Source organism: Bacillus sp. NPDC094077, from assembly GCF_050279465.1.
Classification (GTDB): domain Bacteria; phylum Bacillota; class Bacilli; order Bacillales; family Bacillaceae_G; genus Bacillus_A.
Genome location: NZ_JBNNUF010000011.1, coordinates 35256 through 54748 on the forward strand (window position 1 = coordinate 35256; position 19493 = coordinate 54748).

20 protein-coding genes and 1 pseudogene are annotated in these 19493 nt (G+C 33.6%); 16 read left to right on the forward strand and 5 right to left on the reverse strand.

Annotation, left to right across the window (positions count from 1 at the left end; genetic code table 11):
• Positions 1-7 precede the first annotated feature (7 nt).
• The gene (locus ACQKNR_RS22120; RefSeq protein ID WP_427320608.1) at positions 8-973 is read right to left on the reverse strand and encodes a DMT family transporter; all 966 of its coding nucleotides are present in this window, start codon (positions 971-973) and stop codon (positions 8-10) included.
• Positions 974-1139: 166 nt separating this feature from the next.
• Between ACQKNR_RS22120 and ACQKNR_RS22125 the strand changes: the two genes are divergently transcribed.
• Complete coding sequence (locus tag ACQKNR_RS22125) at positions 1140-1451, forward strand: DUF3784 domain-containing protein (protein WP_427320610.1); 312 nt, start codon at positions 1140-1142, stop codon at positions 1449-1451.
• Between the two features lie 38 nt (positions 1452-1489).
• Here ACQKNR_RS22125 and ACQKNR_RS22130 read toward each other — a convergent pair whose 3' ends face one another.
• Complete coding sequence (locus tag ACQKNR_RS22130; RefSeq protein WP_427320612.1) at positions 1490-2677, reverse strand: GTP-binding protein; 1188 nt, start codon at positions 2675-2677, stop codon at positions 1490-1492.
• Between the two features lie 188 nt (positions 2678-2865).
• Here ACQKNR_RS22130 and ACQKNR_RS22135 point away from each other — a divergent pair, with 188 nt between their 5' ends.
• From ACQKNR_RS22135 to fumC, 5 genes are all read left to right on the forward strand, one after another.
• Positions 2866-3843 (forward strand): permease, encoded by a 978-nt coding sequence (locus ACQKNR_RS22135; RefSeq protein ID WP_427320614.1) that lies wholly within the window; start codon positions 2866-2868, stop codon positions 3841-3843.
• Positions 3844-3855: 12 nt separating this feature from the next.
• The gene (locus tag ACQKNR_RS22140) at positions 3856-4740 is read left to right on the forward strand and encodes a TIGR03943 family putative permease subunit (RefSeq protein WP_427320616.1); all 885 of its coding nucleotides are present in this window, start codon (positions 3856-3858) and stop codon (positions 4738-4740) included.
• A 112-nt stretch (positions 4741-4852) separates the two neighbouring features.
• Positions 4853-5512 carry a class I SAM-dependent methyltransferase gene (locus ACQKNR_RS22145; RefSeq protein WP_427320618.1) on the forward strand — a complete coding sequence of 220 codons (660 nt, stop codon included), beginning with the start codon at positions 4853-4855 and terminating at the stop codon, positions 5510-5512.
• Positions 5513-5809: 297 nt separating this feature from the next.
• Positions 5810-7213 (forward strand): Na+/H+ antiporter NhaC, encoded by a 1404-nt coding sequence (gene nhaC, locus ACQKNR_RS22150; RefSeq protein WP_427320620.1) that lies wholly within the window; start codon positions 5810-5812, stop codon positions 7211-7213.
• 221 nt (positions 7214-7434) lie between these two features.
• Positions 7435-8823, forward strand: a complete 1389-nt coding sequence (gene fumC / locus ACQKNR_RS22155) for a class II fumarate hydratase (protein ID WP_427320622.1) — start codon at positions 7435-7437, stop codon at positions 8821-8823.
• 109 nt (positions 8824-8932) lie between these two features.
• On the opposite strand, the gene ACQKNR_RS22160 is transcribed toward fumC, so the two are convergent.
• Positions 8933-9328, reverse strand: coding sequence for a PH domain-containing protein (locus ACQKNR_RS22160; protein WP_427320624.1), 396 nt, complete (start codon positions 9326-9328; stop codon positions 8933-8935).
• Between the two features lie 162 nt (positions 9329-9490).
• On the opposite strand from ACQKNR_RS22160, the gene ACQKNR_RS22165 reads away from it, so the two are divergent.
• The 3 genes from ACQKNR_RS22165 to ACQKNR_RS22175 all read left to right on the forward strand — a co-directional run bounded on the left by ACQKNR_RS22165 (position 9491) and on the right by ACQKNR_RS22175 (position 12234).
• Positions 9491-9667, forward strand: coding sequence for a hypothetical protein (locus ACQKNR_RS22165; protein WP_427320626.1), 177 nt, complete (start codon positions 9491-9493; stop codon positions 9665-9667).
• A 294-nt stretch (positions 9668-9961) separates the two neighbouring features.
• Positions 9962-10726, forward strand: a complete 765-nt coding sequence (locus ACQKNR_RS22170; protein ID WP_427320628.1) for a DUF2087 domain-containing protein — start codon at positions 9962-9964, stop codon at positions 10724-10726.
• Between the two features lie 98 nt (positions 10727-10824).
• Entirely contained in the window at positions 10825-12234 is a 1410-nt protein-coding gene (locus tag ACQKNR_RS22175) for an MATE family efflux transporter (RefSeq protein WP_427320630.1), read from the forward strand.
• A gap of 57 nt (positions 12235-12291) precedes the next feature.
• Here ACQKNR_RS22175 and ACQKNR_RS22180 read toward each other — a convergent pair whose 3' ends face one another.
• Positions 12292-12990, reverse strand: a complete 699-nt coding sequence (locus ACQKNR_RS22180; RefSeq protein ID WP_427320632.1) for a peptidase E — start codon at positions 12988-12990, stop codon at positions 12292-12294.
• 393 nt (positions 12991-13383) lie between these two features.
• Between ACQKNR_RS22180 and ACQKNR_RS22185 the strand changes: the two genes are divergently transcribed.
• The 7 genes and pseudogenes from ACQKNR_RS22185 to ACQKNR_RS22215 form a co-directional block, all read left to right on the forward strand.
• Entirely contained in the window at positions 13384-13782 is a 399-nt protein-coding gene (locus ACQKNR_RS22185; RefSeq protein ID WP_427320634.1) for a DUF3942 family protein, read from the forward strand.
• A gap of 97 nt (positions 13783-13879) precedes the next feature.
• On the forward strand, positions 13880-14296 hold the full coding sequence (locus tag ACQKNR_RS22190) for a BlaI/MecI/CopY family transcriptional regulator (protein ID WP_427320636.1): 417 nt from the start codon (positions 13880-13882) through the stop codon (positions 14294-14296).
• A gap of 1 nt (position 14297) precedes the next feature.
• Positions 14298-15110 (forward strand): M56 family metallopeptidase, encoded by an 813-nt coding sequence (locus tag ACQKNR_RS22195; protein ID WP_427320638.1) that lies wholly within the window; start codon positions 14298-14300, stop codon positions 15108-15110.
• 55 nt (positions 15111-15165) lie between these two features.
• The gene (ccdA, locus tag ACQKNR_RS22200; RefSeq protein ID WP_427320640.1) at positions 15166-15879 is read left to right on the forward strand and encodes a cytochrome c-type biogenesis protein CcdA; all 714 of its coding nucleotides are present in this window, start codon (positions 15166-15168) and stop codon (positions 15877-15879) included.
• Positions 15880-15897: 18 nt separating this feature from the next.
• Positions 15898-16452, forward strand: a complete 555-nt coding sequence (locus tag ACQKNR_RS22205) for a TlpA family protein disulfide reductase (protein WP_427320642.1) — start codon at positions 15898-15900, stop codon at positions 16450-16452.
• Positions 16453-16469: 17 nt separating this feature from the next.
• Positions 16470-17150: a prolipoprotein diacylglyceryl transferase family protein gene (locus tag ACQKNR_RS22210; RefSeq protein WP_427320849.1), complete on the forward strand. Its 681-nt coding sequence runs from the start codon at positions 16470-16472 to the stop codon at positions 17148-17150.
• 445 nt (positions 17151-17595) lie between these two features.
• Positions 17596-17857 (forward strand): annotated as a pseudogene (locus ACQKNR_RS22215) (IS6 family transposase); the annotation flags it as partial.
• Positions 17858-17950: 93 nt separating this feature from the next.
• On the opposite strand, the gene ACQKNR_RS22220 reads toward ACQKNR_RS22215, so the two are convergent.
• Complete coding sequence (locus ACQKNR_RS22220) at positions 17951-19309, reverse strand: hypothetical protein (RefSeq protein ID WP_427320644.1); 1359 nt, start codon at positions 19307-19309, stop codon at positions 17951-17953.
• Between the last annotated feature and the right edge of the window lie 184 nt (positions 19310-19493).

Sequence of the window (19493 nt, forward strand, 5' to 3'; positions counted from 1 at the left end):
AATCCTTTCATTGTATATTTTTCTTTTTCGCATTAACAAGCTTTAATTTCGGTTTTCCTTCATCCGGTTTTTGACTTAATATGAGCACCATTACAATGACACAAAAAGAACCTAATAACTGAAAAGATTGAAATGGTACGTGTAAAATAAGTACTGAAGAAATAATAGCTGCGAGTGGTTCAGTACAGCCGAATAATGTTGTTTCTTTCGGAGTAAGGTATCGTATGCTGTCTAAGTATAAATAAAACGCGATAAGTGTTCCGAAAATGACTACAAATATAATAAGGGGGAGGGTATTTAATTTTACGTATTTTGTCGTTGATAATAAAATGAATTCGTTTGTGGAAATAAAGTGTAAAATCGTTACGCCAATTCCCCCAATAATCATGCCCCATCCAACGATAACGGATGAAGACCACTTTTCTAATAATTCTTTTGAATACAAACTATAAAATGCAAGGGATAGTCCAGATAAAATGCCCCAAATGATAGCTGGTGTAGAAACAGCTAAGTTATGAACAGAACCGTTTGTTAGTAAGAGAAAAGTCCCTACTAATGAGAGTGCAATTGAAATAAAATCAATTTTTGATGGACGAACGTTCCATCTGAAAAGTAAGTATACAGTGATAAATATAGGGGCTAAATATTGTAATAATGTTGCAACGGCAGCATTTCCTTCTTTAATGGAAGCGAAGTACGTGTACTGTACAGTAAGCATGCCTAATAGACCGAACAAAATCATCTTATTTGCATCAGACTTTTGTTTCCAAATGCCGAATATCTCTTTTTTTCTCGTTCCGAATGATGACATAATGAGCAGAATAGCACCAGATATAAGTAAACGAATCGTAACTAACCATTCAGCAGAAACGTTTTCATATTGAAAAAGTTGTTGCGCAGCTGTTCCGGATAACCCCCATAAACAAGCGCCGATTATGACCATTATAATTCCTTTTAAGCGATTTGGATCCATAAGGTTTATAGTCCTCCTTTCAAAAATATATATTGGATACAATATGCAATATATCACAAAACGGATTATTAATAAATTGAAAATTCTAATTAAAAATAAAATTGTTTATTAAGAACGATAATCCCCTTTTGTGTATGGTAAAATTTGTAGAGAGGGTGGTGGTGAAATGTTAGCAGGGTTTTTGATTTGTTTAGTGGTCGGATTACTTATCATATTTTTAGGGTATCAAATACACGTGAAAAAGAGATTGTTTCTGTTGGCAGGATACCAGGAAGAAATGTTTGTTGGAGATAAAAATAAATTAGCGAAGCTTTCAGGGGTGTTTTCCTATATAGTCGGAGTTGCCACAATAATATTACCGTTTGGCTTAGAAAAAATAGGTGATGTAGTTGGTATCGTATATGCTGTATTAGTTGTTTTAGGCACAATTGTGTTTCTTATTAAAGTAAGTCTGTTAAATAAGAGTACTATAAAGTGAAAAAAGGCTTCATTCTACGGAAGCCTTTTTATTTTTGGTTATGAAGTGTAAGTAAAAGCTGGAATAGGATCAACAAATATATTCCAATCTTGTTTCATTTCTTTTTCTGTTAATAGACAATCATCTAATGATTGTTCAATCAAAGAACGATTCATGTCAATGCCGATAAATACGAGTTCAGTTATTCGATCTCCGTATCGTTCATCCCAGTTTTTCAGTACTTCGGGTTCTTCTATAAACATTTGACTTTTTTCAGCTTCAGGTAATGCCGCTATCCATTCACCAGCTCCTTGAATTGTAATAGAGGAACCGGCTTGAGATAGTAGTCCTATCATATTATTGCGAGATGCGAGCCAGAAAAAGCCTTTTGCTCTTACAATATCTAAAGGCCATTTTTCTAGCCAATTCATAAGGCGTTCAGGATGAAAAGGGTGTTTCCGGCGGTACACAAAGGAATGGATACCGTATTCTTCAGTTTCAGGTGTATGATGTTCGCTATTTAATTCTTGCATCCAGCCTGCCGATTGACTGGCTTCTTCATAATTAAATAAACGAGTGTTTAAAATTTCTTGTAATGGCACTTGGCTAAAGGAAGACTCAATAATTTTTGCACCAGGATTTAATTTCTTTAGCAAATGTTGGAGTTCTATCATATCTTCTTTTTCTAGTAAATCTATCTTATTAAGAATAATGACATTCGCAAACTCAATTTGATCTATTAATAAATCAATAACTTCCCGAGTATCATTTTCATCGATTGCCTGTTTCCGGTCTAATAAGCTTTCTCCATCTGCAAAATCATCCCAAAATCTATTTGCATCTACAACTGTAACCATCGTATCTAGGCGACAATTTTGCGTTAAATCAATGTTAAGAGCTTCGTCTGTATAAGTAAATGTTTGGGCAACTGGAATAGGCTCACTTATACCAGAAGATTCAATAACAATATAGTCAATATCACCATTTTCAACAAGACGATTCACCTCTATCATTAAATCTTCTCGTAGTGTACAGCAAATACAACCATTTTGAATTTCTACTAATTTTTCCTCTGTACGTGAAAAACCTCCTTTTTTTATAAGAGACGCGTCAATGTTTACTTCGCTCATATCATTAACGATAACAGCTACTTTTAAGTTGTTTTTATTAGTCAAAATATGATGTAGTAAAGTAGTTTTTCCAGCTCCTAGAAAGCCGCTTAATACAGTGATAGGTACTTTTTTCATGAAATAATCTCCCTTCTTTAAATCGTAATGATTACGTTTTATATTAAACGATAAAAAAGAAAAAATCAATAATAAATCATAATGATTACGTTTTAAGAATAGAAATAGACTATAAAATTTGTGTTGTAGTTGTATGGAATATTTGGACAAGCATACGATTTAATATGAATAAAACGGGGGCGATAGTGTTGGTCTTTAATAGAGTTTCAAAAGAATTAATAGGAATAGCTCTTATTGCTATTTTTCTCTTTTTATTATTTTTTGTGGATTTTACAAGTCTAGCAAATTTGCATAAAAGTATGCCACAACAATGGCTGAATGTGAATACGGTGTTTTTAAGTATTATTTTTGAAGCAATACCCTTTATTTTATTAGGGGTAATTGTGTCTTCTCTCATTCAAGTGTTTGTGACAGAAGATATGATTCGAAAAGTAATGCCGAGATCTCCGATTGTTGCAATGATTCCGGCGGTATTTGTCGGAATCCTTTTTCCAATGTGTGAATGTGTCATTATACCAATTGTAAGAAGACTTATTCAAAAAGGACTCCCTCTGCATGTGGGAATTGTCATTTTGTTGAGTGCACCTATTATGAATCCAGTTGTTCTTTTATCTACCGTATATGCGTTTCAAAAAAATAATGCCGTTGTATATACACGCTTTGGGATAACAATTCTTGTTGCTCTATTCATAGGTCTAATTGTGTATTATTGCTATCGCGGGAGAAATGTTTTAAAAGACGTAGAGGTTTCGGTTCAGAAAAGACAAAGAAAGAGTTGGAAAGATGCTGTGAATCATACTGTAGATGAGTTTTTTGATACGGGTAAGTATTTATTAATTGGTGCTTTTTTAGCGAGTATATTTCAAACATTTTTTGATCGGAATGAACTTGATACAGTAGCACATAACGAAGTAATTGCTCCAATTGTTATGATGGGATTTGGTTATGTTTTATCAATTTGCTCAGCAGCCGATGCGTTTATAGCGGTATCATTTGGGCATGTATTCTCGGTAAAGGCGCTTCTCGCATTTCTTGTGTTTGGGCCTATGCTTGATATGAAAAATACGTTAATGCTATTTGCGTATTTTCAAAAAAGATTTGTATTCTTTTTGATTGGAATTGTCATTTTATCGGTGTATACCATTTTGCAAATCACAATGTTATAGGAGGTGAGAAGAATGGAGAAAGAGGAGCAACAGGCATATCATGGCTATATTCGTGGCATTATTTTAATGGGTTTAGCGATGCTCTTATTTAAACTACTTGTAACAGGAAATATTTACAATTTTATCGCTCCAAAAATGATTAAATTTACGTATATAGCTTTTGTAGTAATTTTACTTCTTGGTTCCATACAAGTTTGGGGAAATGAGAGAGAGGAAGAAGATGATTGTAATTGTTGTATGCATCATAGAATATCAAAATCAAGGATGAAAAATTACTTTGTATATGTTTTATTTGTTGTTCCAATTATTAGCGCTTTTTTATTTGGAAGTATAACAATTGATGGAAGTTTAGCAGGAAAAAGGGGTATGAATCAAAGTGCACAGCCGTTAAGTATGGAAAAGAACGAAAAAGAGGGAAGACAGGTAAATTCTGATTGGCGAGAAGTATTAGTTGATCAAGATGAACCCTCGAATTTAAAAGCGACTTATCAAACGGAAGAGCAATTAGCAAAAAGTATGTTAGGGCAGCGTAAAATACAAGTAGAGGATAAGGATTATGTTCAAACAATGTTTATAATTGGCCAAGATGTTAATGGGTTTAAAGGGAAAGAAATTACATTCTCAGGGTTTATATATAGTGATAAAGATGTGACGGGTAATAAAGTTGTAGTGGCTCGATATGGCATAACTTGTTGTATTGCGGATGCATCAGTCTGGGGGATGATTGTTACGGGACAAAGAGTTGAAAAATTTCCAGAGGAAACATGGGTGAAAATAACAGGGGTATTAGATAGAACGGCATATAAAGGAACGCTATTTCCACTTGTGAAAATAAGTAAAGTAGAGAAGATTAATAAGCCAACAGATCCATATGTATATGATGCTTTACCTCAATAAGAAAGGGATAATTCTTCATCTTTTTATGAAATAGAATCATAATTACAATGATAACAAAGTAAAGATAAGAGTAATTTGGTTTGTTAAAAATATGTGTATAAGGAGATACGAGATGAACTGGGTTACTCATAAACCATCGTTTGAATTTGAAAACTTTAGTCCAATTATTCGGTCGCAATCTGCGTGGAGTGGACATTTAGATTTTGCATATGATTTAGTACGATTTGAAAAGCCAGAAACATTAGTCGAGTTAGGTACACATCTAGGTGCTTCCTTTTTCAGTTTTTGTCAGGGGGTAAAAGATGGTGGGTTAGCCACAAAATGTTTTGCTGTAGATACTTGGACGGGAGATGGACATACAGGTCCATATGGAGAAGGGGTTTTTCAAATAGTAGAAAAAGTTGTGGACCATAACTACCTTAATATAGGAAACTTAATTCGGTCTACTTTTGATGATGCTGTAGAACGGTTTCAAGATGAAACGATAAATCTTTTGCATATTGATGGCTATCATACGTATGAAGCTGTTTCTCATGATTATAAAATATGGTTACCTAAAGTAGCGAAAAACGGTATTGTATTATTTCATGATATTGAAGTTAAAAGCGGTGATTTCGGTGTGTATAAGTTTTGGGATGAGATCAAAGCGAAGCACCCTCATTTTCAGTTTGGTCATTCATATGGACTTGGAGTATTATTTCCGAAAGGTTGTAGTGAAAAGTTTTCGGAGATACTTAAAAATAAAGAAGAAATACAAAATATGTATAAATAAAAGAAGAGCATACATCGATGAAAAGATGTGTGCTCTTCTTTTTTTAGAAAGAGAGTGTTAGGTAAACATTAAAAAGGTTAGGATTATTTTTTTCTAAATAAATAAAAATACAATCTTTTTTATATTTTCCATTGCGAAAAGTAGCATCTACTTTTACAATAGAAAGGGTTGTGAATATATTATACTGAAAAAATAAATCGAAATAATATGAAAATTTTGTTTTGTCTTTGCTAATTGTATACTACATACATATAAGACGACATACATCATGTTATCGACTTGTAAGGAGAGAAAAAAATGAAAAGTGTAAGATTACCATCGATGCCAGAAATCATAATCCTTTTATTACTATTTCTTGCTGTTGTCTTTTCCTTCCAAACGATTTTTGATCTCCCAATTCAATTAGCGCTATTTATTTCATGGTTTTTAGTAATTGCGCTTGGATTAAGATTAGGATTTCGTTATCAAGAATTGCAAGATGCAATTACGAAAGGGATTTCTAACGGATTAGAAGCAATTCTTATTTTAGTTGCAGTAGGGGCTTTAATTGGAACATGGATTGCTGGTGGGGTAGTACCAACATTAATCTATTACGGATTAGAATTCATTCACCCTAGCATATTCTTATTGGCAACGTTAATTATTTGTTCGATAACTTCTATCGCGACAGGAACATCTTGGGGAACAGTAGGAACAGCAGGTATCGCTATGATGGCAATTGGTGAAGGTCTTGGATTACCATTACCACTTGTTGCTGGTGCAGTTCTTTCAGGAGCTTATTTCGGAGATAAATTATCGCCACTTTCTGATAGTACAGTTCTTGCAGCTTCTATGGCGAAAGTAGACGTTATTGCTCACGTTCGAGCTATGCTTGTATTAGACGTTCCGGCGTATATTATCACTAGCATTATGTTTACTGTAGCTGGCTGGATGTATGGCGGAGATAATGTAGATTTAAATCGAGTGGAGTTTTTAAAAGAATCTTTATTAAAACACTTTGATATTAAAATATGGATGCTAGTTCCAGCAGTAATTGTCATTGCACTATTAGCAATGAAGAAGCCTTCTATGCCGACAATTGCAATGGGAGCTTTACTTGGCGCAATTTGGGCTACCCTTTTCCAAGGAATGCACTTTGGAGAAGCGATTGGAACAGCATATAACGGATTCTCAATTCAATCAGGAGTGGAGTTCATCGATAAGTTATTAAACCGTGGTGGGATTAACGGTATGCTCGGTTCCGTAGCCGTAATTATCTTCGGTTTAGGATTTGGTGGATTACTTGAAAAACTAGGTGTTTTAAAAGTAATCGTATCGAAATTTGAAAAGAAATTACATTCTGCAGGTAATGTAACATTGTCTACATTAATCGTTGCATTTTTAGCTAATATATTTGGTTGTGCGATGTACGTATCACTTATTTTAACACCGAAAATTATGGAAGATAGCTATGATAAATTAAAAATAGACCGCCGCGTATTAGCGCGTAACTCAGAAGTAGGTGGAACGTTAACTTCGGGTATGGTTCCATGGTCTGATAACGGTATTTTTATGGCTGGTATTTTAGGTGTAGCAACGTTATCATACATTCCATTTATGTGGTTAAGCTTCGTATCGCTAATTTTAGCAGTTATTTACGGATATACAGGCAAGTTTATTTGGTATGTAGATGATGCAGATAAAGGAAAGCAAGTATCATAAATAAAAAAATCACCTTCTATGTAATGTAGAAGGTGATTTTTTTATATTGAATTCCTCCAGTGTCGATATAGTAGGATACAACCTAAACTTAAGTTTAGGTCAAGAGGAATTTAAAAAATAAATATTGAATATTCATATATACGAGTGAGAATTCTTATCATTTGAGAGAAAGTCTGTTAATATAAGAAATGTAGGTATTAAATTTTCAAGGGGATGAAAAAATGGAGTACAGAATTGAAAGAGATACATTAGGAGAAATGAAAGTTCCAGCTGATAAATTATGGGCAGCGCAAACGCAGCGTAGTAAAGAGAACTTCCCAATTGGAACAGAGCAAATGCCGCTTGAAATTGTAAAAGCATTTGCGATTTTAAAGAAGAGTGCAGCACTTAGCAATCAAAAATTAGGAAAGTTATCAGAAGAAAAAGCAGAAGCAATTGTGGAAGCTGCTGATGAAGTGATTGCAGGGAAATGGAATGAGCATTTTCCACTTGTCGTATGGCAAACAGGTAGTGGTACACAATCGAACATGAATGTGAATGAAGTAATTGCAAACCGAGGAAATCAAATTTTGAAAGAAAAGGGATCTGAGGTACATATTCATCCAAATGATGATGTGAACATGTCCCAAAGCTCAAATGATACATTCCCAACAGCGCTGCATGTAGCGTGTGTAATTGCAGTAGAAAATCACGTATTACCAGCGATTACAAAGTTAAAAGAAACATTAGCAGAAAAAGTAATTGCATTTGAACATATTATAAAAATCGGTCGTACACATTTACAAGATGCAACACCTTTAACGTTAGGGCAAGAAATTAGTGGATGGCACCGTATGCTTGAAAAAACAGAGCGTATGATTGCAGAGAGCAATACATATATGAAAGAGTTAGCAATTGGTGGTACTGCGGTTGGAACGGGTATTAATGCTCATCTTAAATTTGGTGAGATGGTAGCAGAAGAGATTAGTCAGTTTACAGGTAAACAATTTATCTCTGCACCAAATAAGTTCCATGCCTTAACGAGTCATGATGAAGTTGTATATACTCATGGTGCATTAAAGGCATTAGCTGCTGATCTAATGAAGATAGCTAATGATGTACGCTGGCTTGCAAGCGGTCCACGTAGTGGTCTTGGAGAAATTATTATTCCTGCTAATGAGCCAGGAAGCTCGATTATGCCAGGGAAGGTAAATCCAACGCAAAGTGAAGCTTTAACGATGGTTGTAGCACAAGTTATGGGTAATGATGCTACTATTGGATTTGCTGCGAGCCAAGGTAACTTTGAGCTAAACGTATTTAAACCTGTTATTGCTTATAACTTCTTACAATCAGCTCACTTATTAGCCGATGCAATTGTTTCATTTCATGATAAATGTGCAGTTGGTATTGAAGCAGATGAAGAAGTAATTAAAGAGAATGTGAATCGTTCATTAATGCTTGTTACATCATTAAACCCGCATATTGGATATGAAAATGCAGCAAAAATTGCGAAACATGCTCATAAAGATGGTTTAACTTTAAAAGAGGCAGCACTGCAATCTGGATTATTAACAGAAGAGCAATTTGACGAAATTGTAGATCCGAAAAAAATGATTGCTCCAAAAGAATAATAGAAGAAGCCCGGATTCGAAATTTCGAATCTGGGCTTTTTTCTCAGATATTTATTTTAATCCCTTTTTATGCTTCCCCCAACTGCACCACTGTAAGCTCCGAAATATATTACTTGTTAGTGGTCGAATGGAGTACTTTTATATTTGGACAGTTCTCTTTTAAGAGTGAAATGAATTTTTCTTCTTCTTGTGGTACGAAAGTTGTCACGGAGTCAAATAAATTATAATCAATTTCTAATCGCTGTCTAGTCCACTTTTCTGAACGGAGTTTTTTGCCAGAGTATTTAATGTGACGAATGTCTTTAAATGGAATTTCAGTGCGCAGTATGAAACCGTGTTTTACAACAAGAGATGATTCCGTTATATTGTAGTGTGAAAAATAGAATGAAGAAAGATTCACGATATTTAACAGCATCATAAGAGTGAAAAAAATAGAGTTTTCATTTTGCAAGAATAAAGAAATGAAAAAAATGTGAAATGGATTTTTTTTCGCTTTAAATTTCAAGTAAGTCACCTCGATAAAAGTGTTCTGTAAATAAATTAAATCACAATATCTTAATAAGACGCGGGAATATGCAAGATTGCATATTTTTTGGTTTGCTATTCGTGTAATATCTTTGGATAGGATAAATTTAAAGGAAGTTTTTTAATAGTGGAGTGGCATGAAGTGACTTACAAGAATAGAAATGTAGCGCTAGTCATAATGAGTTGTATGATGATTATGAGTGGTTGTTCAAATAAATTTGTTGAGGATGGAAATAGAAAACCTGTATTTATAGAGGCAAGTAAAGTTTTAGTAGAGGTTGTTTACAAAAATATAAAAGGTGAAAGGGTGTTTCCATAAAAGGAAACGCCTTTTTTGTAGTTAAAATGGAATATTTGATAGGGATTAAATAGAGGGCTTGTTTTGTTTCGGACTCCACTTTAATTAGGTTATTACAGTTTCTCCATGGGATAATAATTTCATTATATTTAGCGATTACTCAAGGTGGTTATAGATGTTTTTTATAAAAGTTTATAAAATAGGCAAACGAAACGTTGAAATGTCTGTTTTGTATATGTTAAGATGATGAAGTGATAATAAACGTTATTATAATTTGTTTGTTTTTAGAATAAACATTTCGAAGGAGTGTTTAGTATGAATGATATTTCAGAGAAGTTTTGGGATGCATCAGTAGAGGAATTGAAGAAAGGTTATGTGTTTGATGAAGAAGCAGAGGAGTATATTTGTTTAGCTTGTGGAGAAACGTTTATTAAAGGAGTTATTTATCAAGATAATCAAGTTTTGTATGAAGCAGAGAAGTTTGTACAATTGCATATACAAAATGAGCATACGTCTATGTTTGATTATTTATTAAATATGGATAAGAAATTTACGGGTTTAACGGATTTGCAAAAGAAGATGCTTCAGTTTTTCCATATGGGACTGAGTGATAAAGAAATCGTAAAAGAAATGGATGGCGGAAGCACATCGACAATTCGTAATCATCGATTTACATTACGAGAGAAGATGAAACAAGCAAAAGTATTTTTAGCGTTAATGGAAGTATCAGAAGAAAAATCGAAAGTACAAACGAAATTTGTACCAATTCATAGAACTGCAACGATGGTAGATGATCGATACAATATTACGGAAGAAGAGAATGATGAAGTATTAAAAGCACATTTTACAGGTGGATTAGATGGACCGCTTTCTAAATTTCCGAAGAAGCAAAAGCGTAAATTAATTATATTACGTCACTTAGTGAAAAAGTTTGATAGTAATCAAAAGTATTCAGAAAAAGAAGTAAATATAATTTTAGAAAATGTATATCCAGATTTTGTGACTTTAAGAAGATATTTAATTGAATATGGATTTTTAGATAGAACAGCCGATGGAAGTCAATATTGGGTGAAGTTATAATAATACGGAAAGAAAATGAATAGAAGCACATAATTATAACAACTATACAAAGAAATAGAGATTGAAAAACAGATTTTTAATAAAAGGAGAAATGAAATTTGAAACCACCTACAGATAACAATAAAGAAGGTGCGGAGTCACATAAGTTGGAAAGTGAGAGTAAACCGATTTGGAAATCGATGTCCATGTTTTTAGTACCGTTACTGTTAAGTAATGTATTACAATCAGTTGGACAATTATTTGGGATGGTAGTAGTAGGAAGATGGCTTGGTGTAAATGATTTAGCAGCTATATCAGCATTCTTTCCGTTATTTTTCCTACTCGTTTCATTCGTAATTGGAATTGGTTCGGGTAGTTCTATTTTAATTGGTCAGGCGTTTGGCGCTAAAAATGAAGATCGTTTAAAAGCTATTGTTGGTACGACACTTACGTTTACTTTTATTATCGGGGTTGTATTGGCGATAATAGGTAGTATTTTTGCGATGGATATTATGCGTCTTATGGGAACACCAGAAAATATTATTGAAATAAGTGTACATTATGCACGGATTTTATTTATCTCTATGCCAGTTTTGTTTTTATATTTTGCATACACAACATTTATGAGAGGGACAGGAGATTCTAAAACGCCATTTTACTTTTTAATTGTAAGTACAGCGCTAAATATGATCTTATTACCAGTTCTTATTTTTGGCTGGTTAGGAGCTCCGAAATTAGATGTGTATGGAGCAGCCTATGCTTCTGTTATATCTACAGTTATTACATTTATTGTCATGTTACTATATTTAAAGAAGAAAAATCACCCACTACAACTAGATGGAACGGTAAGGAAATATCTCCGAATGGATTGGGAGTTATTAAAGCTATTGCTACGACTTGGTATTCCATCGAGTATTAATATGATATTAGTTTCATTATCTGAAATTGCAGTAATCGCATTTGTAAATCGTTACGGTTCGGATGCAACAGCTGCTTATGGCGTTGTGAATCAAGTTGCAAGTTATGTACAAATGCCAGCCGTTAGCCTTGGTATTACAGTCTCCATTTTTGCGGCGCAATCAATTGGTGCGAATCAATTTGATCGATTGCAGAAAGTTGTGAAGGCCGGAATTATTATGAACTATGTCATCGGTGGTGTGTTAATATCTCTTATTTACTTGTTCTCAAGAGACATTCTATCACTATTTTTAACGAGTCAAACTACAATTGAAATTGCTCATAGCTTAGTTATGATTACATTATGGAGTTATTTAATTTTCGGTCATGCACAAATTATTAGTGCGACGATGCGAGCGAGTGGTACAGTATTATGGCCAACTGTTATTGGTGTTGTATCAATCTGGCTAGTTGAAGTACCCGTAGCGTATTACCTTTCTTACCATACAAGCCTTGGAATTGAAGGGATATGGATTGGGTACCCAGCAGCATTTATTGTCAGCTTACTATTACAGTATGCATATTATAAGCTTTCATGGCAGAAGAAAAGAATTACTCGACTAGTTAGTTAAAAGAATGAGAATGCCCCTAAGTTGTTATGCTTAGGGGCATTCTTTATTCGTAAAAGCTTATAAATAACTTTTCAAAGTTATATCGAAATGCTGCCTAATGAGTTTTCCATTATTCATATAAAACTCCCATGCTTTCTCTGGCGCACCGATAATTTCAAAGGAATCTTTTGTAATATATAAAGCGCAATTATCCTCTAATGCAATGCCTTCTATATTACCATGATGATTTTGTAAAAAGGAATGGAAGGCATTCATTCTATTTAATTGATTATAATGAGGGCAAAATCGTTTGTTAACAATACCCCATCCGTTACTTTCTATATAACCAGAACTTTCATAATCTGATCGGATACTAGATGTGAACCAACACATAGCACCAGCGCTATACCCTGCAATGAGTGTTCCTTGTTGCAGAGCCAATAGTAATTTCTCATCTAGTTTATGTTCTTTCCATTGTGTAAGCATTTCAATATAGTTTCCGCCACCGAGGTAAATTAAATCGGCTGAATGAATCATCTCGTCTATTTCATATTTAGAAGGCGTATCGGTTATAGTACGTAAAATTTGCACCTCACAATGTAATTGTTTTTCAAACGTGTCTAAAAATAATTTTATATAGCTTTCATCATCATGACTTGCTGTTGGAATGAATAATATTTTTGGGTACTGTTTATTTGTTAATTCTATAAGGCGTTCATTAATATACAAGTGATTCAAATCTTGTAAATCACCACCACCAATGACAGCTAATTTCATAGTAAAGCACCACCTAATCATTTTTGTTATGTAAAAATTCGATAGAAGAGAGTTACATTCCTTCTCTAATGTAAGGAATAAAGAGAAAATACAGTTTAAATATATTGGAATAGTAAAGGGAGCGGTGGCTATATAGAGCGATGAATTAGAAACAGTGTATTGATATATAATATTGCATACTATTGTTTCAAAATATGGAAACAATATGTTTAAATGGATATAACGACGCATTAATTAATATTGAATTAGTGTTTATATTTTAAAAAGACATCGGAAATACTAGGGATTTTACAAAAGTGCTTTTTACTTTTTATAGGAACTTGTATTACAATATGGTTAAATTATATTAATATATTTATTCAGTATGGAATGAAAAAAAGGAGCGTGAAAAAAGTGGATTTTCGATTTGAATTTACAACGAAGCTGAAAGAATACTTAGATGATGAGAAGGATGAAAAAATAATAAAAGATGGACATAGAGATATAATTTTTCACTATTTATATGCGTTAGAGACTGAAATTGGCGTTGTTAAAAACCCGAACTTTACTTTTTTTGCATCAGGAAGACGTTCACATATAGTATTAGAAAATGTTGAATTTAAAACAGAGGTAGACGTAAAAAGTAACATAATTGAAATTACAAAAATAGTGGATAATGTGGTTATTCCTTTAGATACTATCGTAGCGAAAGATCGGGAATTATTTGCACTTGGGCGTAATGAGAAGTTTAGTGTGCAAATATTAGAGCAGTATCTCTTTGATACATTTGGAGAGAAGTTAGGTTTACAATGACTGGCTATTCATAATTAGTGGATAGTATATTATATCATTGGTGTTTGACCTTTCATTTAATTTATACTACAATTCGTAGTGTGAAAGGAGCCATACTATGTTTACTCAAAACTATAAGTTAAATGAGCAAGGGTTAAATCACTTCTTTGGACCGCTTGAAGCGAAAATTATGGAGATCGTTTGGTCTACTGAAGGTATTACCATTAAAGAAGTGCAGCAGAAATTAAGTGAAGAGTCACCAGTGAATTTTAATACTGTTATGACAGTTATGAACAGGTTAGTAGAGAAACTACACTTAGAAAAACAGACTGTGAGAAGAAGTGGCATATATCGTGCTGTACAAACAAAAGAAGAATTCTTATCCAATCAAACGAAGAAAATGACACAGGAATTAATGGGTGAATTTGGAGACTTAGTTGTAAATCATATGCTAGATGAGTTAGAGCAGGCTGATCCGACTTTACTAAAAAAATTAGAAGATAAATTGAGTCAGTTAAAAAAAGAGGATCGATAAAATGAAATGGCAAATGCGTAAAATTGCATTGTTGGCAGTACTTGTTAGTATTTTCTTTTTCTGTATGTTAACGTATTACGTTACATATCCATTTCTTTTTCAAAATAAGGCGTTCTTTCTTTCGAAGTTTTGCTTGTTTCAGTTAGAAAAACATATGAAAGAACTATCGTTGATTCGTATCGTAATAGCTGGATTATTATTACTTACTGTACTGATAGTGTGCAAAAGAATTTGGCGGCAATTTTTCTATAGTAAAAAATTACATAAAGTACTTGTACCGTTTATTAGAAAAGGAAAACAAATATATATACTGCCAACTGCAGAAGTTGCAGCATTTACAATTGGATTATTTCGTCCGAAAGTTGTCATGTCAGAAGGGATACTTCAGACGTTTTCAGAGGAAGAAATTGATGCGATTGTTTTCCATGAAGAATATCATCAAAACAATTGGGATCCGCTAAAATTATTTTGTTTTACGTTATTAGCAGAAGGAATGATGTATATCCCGATACTAAAAGGGCTGCTACAGTGGTATCATACGTATCAGGAGTTAGCAGCAGATAAATATGCGATGCAAAAAATGAAATCTTCATTCGAGTTAGGTAGTGCGTTATTAAAACTAATTAAAATAAAGACAATGGAAAACCGATGTGTGACAGCCTCATTTGCAAAAACAGCAATCAATTTACGAATCGAGCAAGTGTTAAATGAGAAAGTTGTTAAGTTTAATATCCCGTTACATACGAATTCGGTATATGTAACATTAGGTTTATTTTGTATGTCGATTGTACTTATTGTCGGAGAGTGCATATAGCCTCTTTTTTTTAAGAATTAACACTACATATCGTAGTGTGTTTAGGAGGAATAAAATGAACGCAGCAGATTTGACAATTTGGCTTGTAGCTGGGGCTGGGGTATTGTCATTTATATCGCCATGCTCTTTACCGCTATATCCATCTTATTTATCTTATATTACAGGTGTTTCTATTCAAGATTTAAAAGAGAATCGTGGGATTATGCAGAAATCAGCGATTATACATACTTTGTTTTTTATGATCGGATTTTCGGTTATATTTTACGCGTTAGGTTTATCAGTAAGCTGGATTGGAATAACATTCTCATCTAACCAAAAAGTGATTCAACAAATTGGTGGGATTTTTATTGTTTTGATGGGGTTATTTATGACTGGATTGTTTCAGCCTAAGTGGCTTATGGCAGAGAAAAAGGTACAGTATAGAAGTAAATCAACGGGATATATTCGCTCGATTTTAGTCGGTATGACATATGCAGCAGGATGGACGCCATGTGTTGGACCGATATTTTCAGCTGTACTCATGCTTGGGGCGACGAATCCTGAAGGGGCACTTCTTTATATTACAGCGTATACTCTTGGATTTGCAGTTCCATTTTTTGTGATGGCATTCTTTATCGGAAAGGTAAAATGGATTGTTACATATGCCAGTGTCATGATGAAAATTGGCGGCGGAATGATGATTGTAACAGGTGTTTTATTGTATACAAATCAAATGACAAAAATTACAGCGTTCTTTATTCGTCTATTTGGTGGATTTACGGGATTTTAAAAATGAGGAGGAAGAAAAGTGAAGAGGCTAATTGCTATTATACTAGTAGGAGCGCTCGTTTGGGCGGGAGTCAATTTTTATAATTCAAAGAAAGAAGAGAAGGAAAGGAAAGCGAAACAAGCGGAGTTACAAGAGAAAGAAATATTACCACAAGTAGGATTTAAAGCACCTGACATAACATTAAAAGGATTAGACGGGAAGCTATACTCATTAAATGATGCAAAGGGAAAACCGTATCTTATTAATTTTTGGGCATCATGGTGTGGCCCATGTGAAATGGAGGCACCTGACTTAGTTCATTTGTATGACAAATATAAAAAGAATGTTGAAATTTTTGCAGTAAATGCAACAATCGGGGACCCGGTACAAGAAGCAAGCGCATTTGCGGATCGCCATGGATTTGAGTTTCCTATTCTACTAGATATGGATGGAGTAGCTGGATTAGATTATAAAGTATTTTCCTTGCCAACGACGTTTTTTGTTAATAAAGATGGAATTATAGTAGATTATGTACGAGGGGTATTACCTCCAGATCAATTAGAAGAGAAATTTAAGAAATTAATTGAGAGTTAAGAAGGGATTTCGTAGTGATGGAGTGGATCGTGAGGTTACAACCCGTATCTCTTATAATTGGAAGTCTATTTGGATTTATGCTGATGAAACGAAAGATGAAACAGCAAAATGTATCATATGAGAAAATGATGGATGCAGTAACAAATGCTTTTCTTATCATCGTATTTGTATGGAAATTTGCACCGGCAATTTTAAATCCAGTATGGGCAATAGAGTCGCCATTGCAAGCATTATTAGCTGTAGGAAGTATTCAACATATTATAGTTGGGGGCATAATTGCAAGTATATATATTGTTTGGAAAAGTAAAAAGAAGCAATTTTCTCTTCGCATTTTACTTGACGCATTGCCTTTTGGAATAAGCATGAGTATTATTTTTTATTTTCTATTTCATCAAAAATTAGGTGTACAAACTACAGTGCCATGGGGTATGAAAATATATGAATCTAAATTTTTATATCATCCTATTTTCGTATACGAGATCATGCTCGCCCTTTGTATAATCAGTTGGTTATGGATGAAAAATGAAAGATTAGGAACTGGAAAAAATATAAGTCTTTTTTTTATTTTTGAGGGAAGTGCTCATATCATTATTTCGTTAATTAGTGAACAAAATTCGATTCTATTTGGTCTATCAATGCAGCAAATAATGAGTTTTTTTGTTATTAGTTTAGGGATTCTGTGCGTACCGAAAAAATAAAGTGAAACTTTAATCAGTGGGGTTTTTGTCCATCTACATTGATTATTGGCCCCCACCAATCGGGCTTTTACGAGCAGCGCGACTCCCACCTAACTTCCTCGTATTCACTGAATTTTGAGGTGGGAGTCTTATTGCCGACAAATAGCGGGGTGAAAATAGCCATGTACGGAGAGCATTCCATTGCTATCAAGCTAAAAAACAAAATACCCTCTAAAATGAAAAAATACGCTATTCTTTCTGTAGGATCATAGGAAAGGATGGCGTGTTTTATGTCTGTTTCTGTGTCTGACGAATTACAACTATTTGCTCAATAGATTCAAAGTTTTTTATCCCCAAATACCTTGCGGGATTTTGCTAGAGATGTTGGTTTTGTACAACGAACCAGTAAGTATCAAGCAAAAGATTTAGTAGCTCAAGTATTAGAAAAGTTAATTTGTACTGTTCACAACAGTTGGAAAAAGAAAAAAGCATACCTTACGGTATGCGACTTAGACAATAAAAGTACTTGAATACATAGTAGAACAAGATTATCGCTTTATAAAGAAGCGATGATCTTGTTCTATGCTAGGGTTCAAATGGTGTGATACAGCTACATCCATTCTTTCTGAAGTAGCAGCTATGCATATAATTAAAAAGAACAGATTCATTTATGGGACCAGTCTGTCCAGAGCCAGAAAGAATATATCCATCAATTTTTGAACTTGTAGCATAAAATGCAATTTTTTTAGGGATATATGTGTTTTACTGGTTTTTATTTTATTTTTGCACCAAAACCTTATTTTGTGCTCGTTGGAATTCAGTTAGTTTTTACTCTGTTCATTTACAATCAATGATTTCATATAAACACTATTTTCAACATTCAAGGTATTTACATCCTTTCCTTCGACATGAATCCCACCATTAATCTCAATAGTATTTGTTTTCGTACCTTTTAATAGACTCAGTCCATGAGCGGCAATTTTCTTAATAACACCTTGTACTAAAGAATCCCCTATATTCCCATATGTGAAAATCCCATCATTTACTGTTATATTTTCAACTTGAGTACTTGTTTGTATACCAGTTGCACCATCACCATGCGTGATAATTTTTTGGAAATTCGCAGTATCAATAACACCAGTGTATGCATTAAAGCCACGAGCTCCTAAACCAAATGTTTCTATTGTACCCAGCACATTAAGTTTATCTATTTTACCAAAATTAACAAATCCAACTCCACTTGGTCCATAAGATGTAATTGAATCCTTTGCAATCCATTGGGATACTTCACCCCAATTATCTAGTACCATATCATTTGCGCCATACGTTGTGACTTTTTCTCTATTAGTTAAATTATTTACCTTTGCACCATGGACTACAAATACACCACCAGAAATAACATCAGGTGTCCCAAACTTAATATTCCCTGTAGAGTGAATTTCGCCGGTATTAACAACATCGGCGATTAAAATTCCATTATTATTTGGTAGAGCATTATGTCCATATCCACTTAAAAAAACACCACTTCCCAAAACTGGTTTACCTTTTTCTCCAATGCTTATCTCATCTAAATGAACCGAAAGAACGGAATCTTTTGATGGTTGTTGGTTCCAAATAGTTAATGCACCTTGGATGACGGATACACCAAAACCTATTGGCCTTTCTATTTTATCTAACACATCCGCTTCAATAATATGTAAATTTTTAATATCTATATTTCCATTTTGAACTTTCAATTTGGCTAGAATTTCGACACTACCAATTGTTTTTACATTTTCAACTTTTAGCTTTCCTATCGAATCTTGAGTATAAGAGTTATAAATAGCTCTATTTTTAGGGGATACTTCTATACGTAAATTAGAAATAGTATTATTATTTGTAACTTCGACACCGTCAATGCCTGACTGAAATATTAGCTTTGTATCTTTTGTATTTCCTTTGATCGTTACATTAGCTGGAATTGTAATTGTTTGATCAACAGTAAATGTTTGCATAATCTCGATAACACTTGTGTTTTTTTTCAAAGCTTCTAAAAGTTCAGTTTGATTTGATACTTGTAAGCATGTTTCTGCAGCCATAACTTTGTTCGGTTGTCCTATTTGGTAACCGCTAAAATCTTGAAATGTTAAAATACTAGCTGCTGAAATTCCTATCGCTAATAGTTTCTTACTTCTCTTCATGTTTTCTTCCCCCTTATATGTAAGAATTAAAATCTTAAATTTCATACATAAAATTTTATAACTCTAATCATAGATATGTAAGTGTGTAAAATCTTTCTCAATTATAATTTGAATTTTTTGTAAATTTATCCAGTGAAAAAATACTATCATTTGGCGGTTTAGTTATAAATTTAAAGAGCGGCAG

Coding starts and splice junctions, on each gene's coding strand:
- ACQKNR_RS22120 (WP_427320608.1), bottom strand. CDS start 973: ATGGATCCAAATCGCTTAAAAGGAATTATAATGGTCATAATCGGCGCT.
- ACQKNR_RS22125 (WP_427320610.1), top strand. CDS start 1,140: ATGTTAGCAGGGTTTTTGATTTGTTTAGTGGTCGGATTACTTATCATA.
- ACQKNR_RS22130 (WP_427320612.1), bottom strand. CDS start 2,677: ATGAAAAAAGTACCTATCACTGTATTAAGCGGCTTTCTAGGAGCTGGA.
- ACQKNR_RS22140 (WP_427320616.1), top strand. CDS start 3,856: ATGGAGAAAGAGGAGCAACAGGCATATCATGGCTATATTCGTGGCATT.
- ACQKNR_RS22145 (WP_427320618.1), top strand. CDS start 4,853: ATGAACTGGGTTACTCATAAACCATCGTTTGAATTTGAAAACTTTAGT.
- nhaC (WP_427320620.1), top strand. CDS start 5,810: ATGAAAAGTGTAAGATTACCATCGATGCCAGAAATCATAATCCTTTTA.
- fumC (WP_427320622.1), top strand. CDS start 7,435: ATGGAGTACAGAATTGAAAGAGATACATTAGGAGAAATGAAAGTTCCA.
- ACQKNR_RS22170 (WP_427320628.1), top strand. CDS start 9,962: ATGAATGATATTTCAGAGAAGTTTTGGGATGCATCAGTAGAGGAATTG.
- ACQKNR_RS22180 (WP_427320632.1), bottom strand. CDS start 12,990: ATGAAATTAGCTGTCATTGGTGGTGGTGATTTACAAGATTTGAATCAC.
- ACQKNR_RS22190 (WP_427320636.1), top strand. CDS start 13,880: ATGTTTACTCAAAACTATAAGTTAAATGAGCAAGGGTTAAATCACTTC.
- ACQKNR_RS22195 (WP_427320638.1), top strand. CDS start 14,298: ATGAAATGGCAAATGCGTAAAATTGCATTGTTGGCAGTACTTGTTAGT.
- ccdA (WP_427320640.1), top strand. CDS start 15,166: ATGAACGCAGCAGATTTGACAATTTGGCTTGTAGCTGGGGCTGGGGTA.
- ACQKNR_RS22210 (WP_427320849.1), top strand. CDS start 16,470: ATGGAGTGGATCGTGAGGTTACAACCCGTATCTCTTATAATTGGAAGT.
- ACQKNR_RS22220 (WP_427320644.1), bottom strand. CDS start 19,309: ATGAAGAGAAGTAAGAAACTATTAGCGATAGGAATTTCAGCAGCTAGT.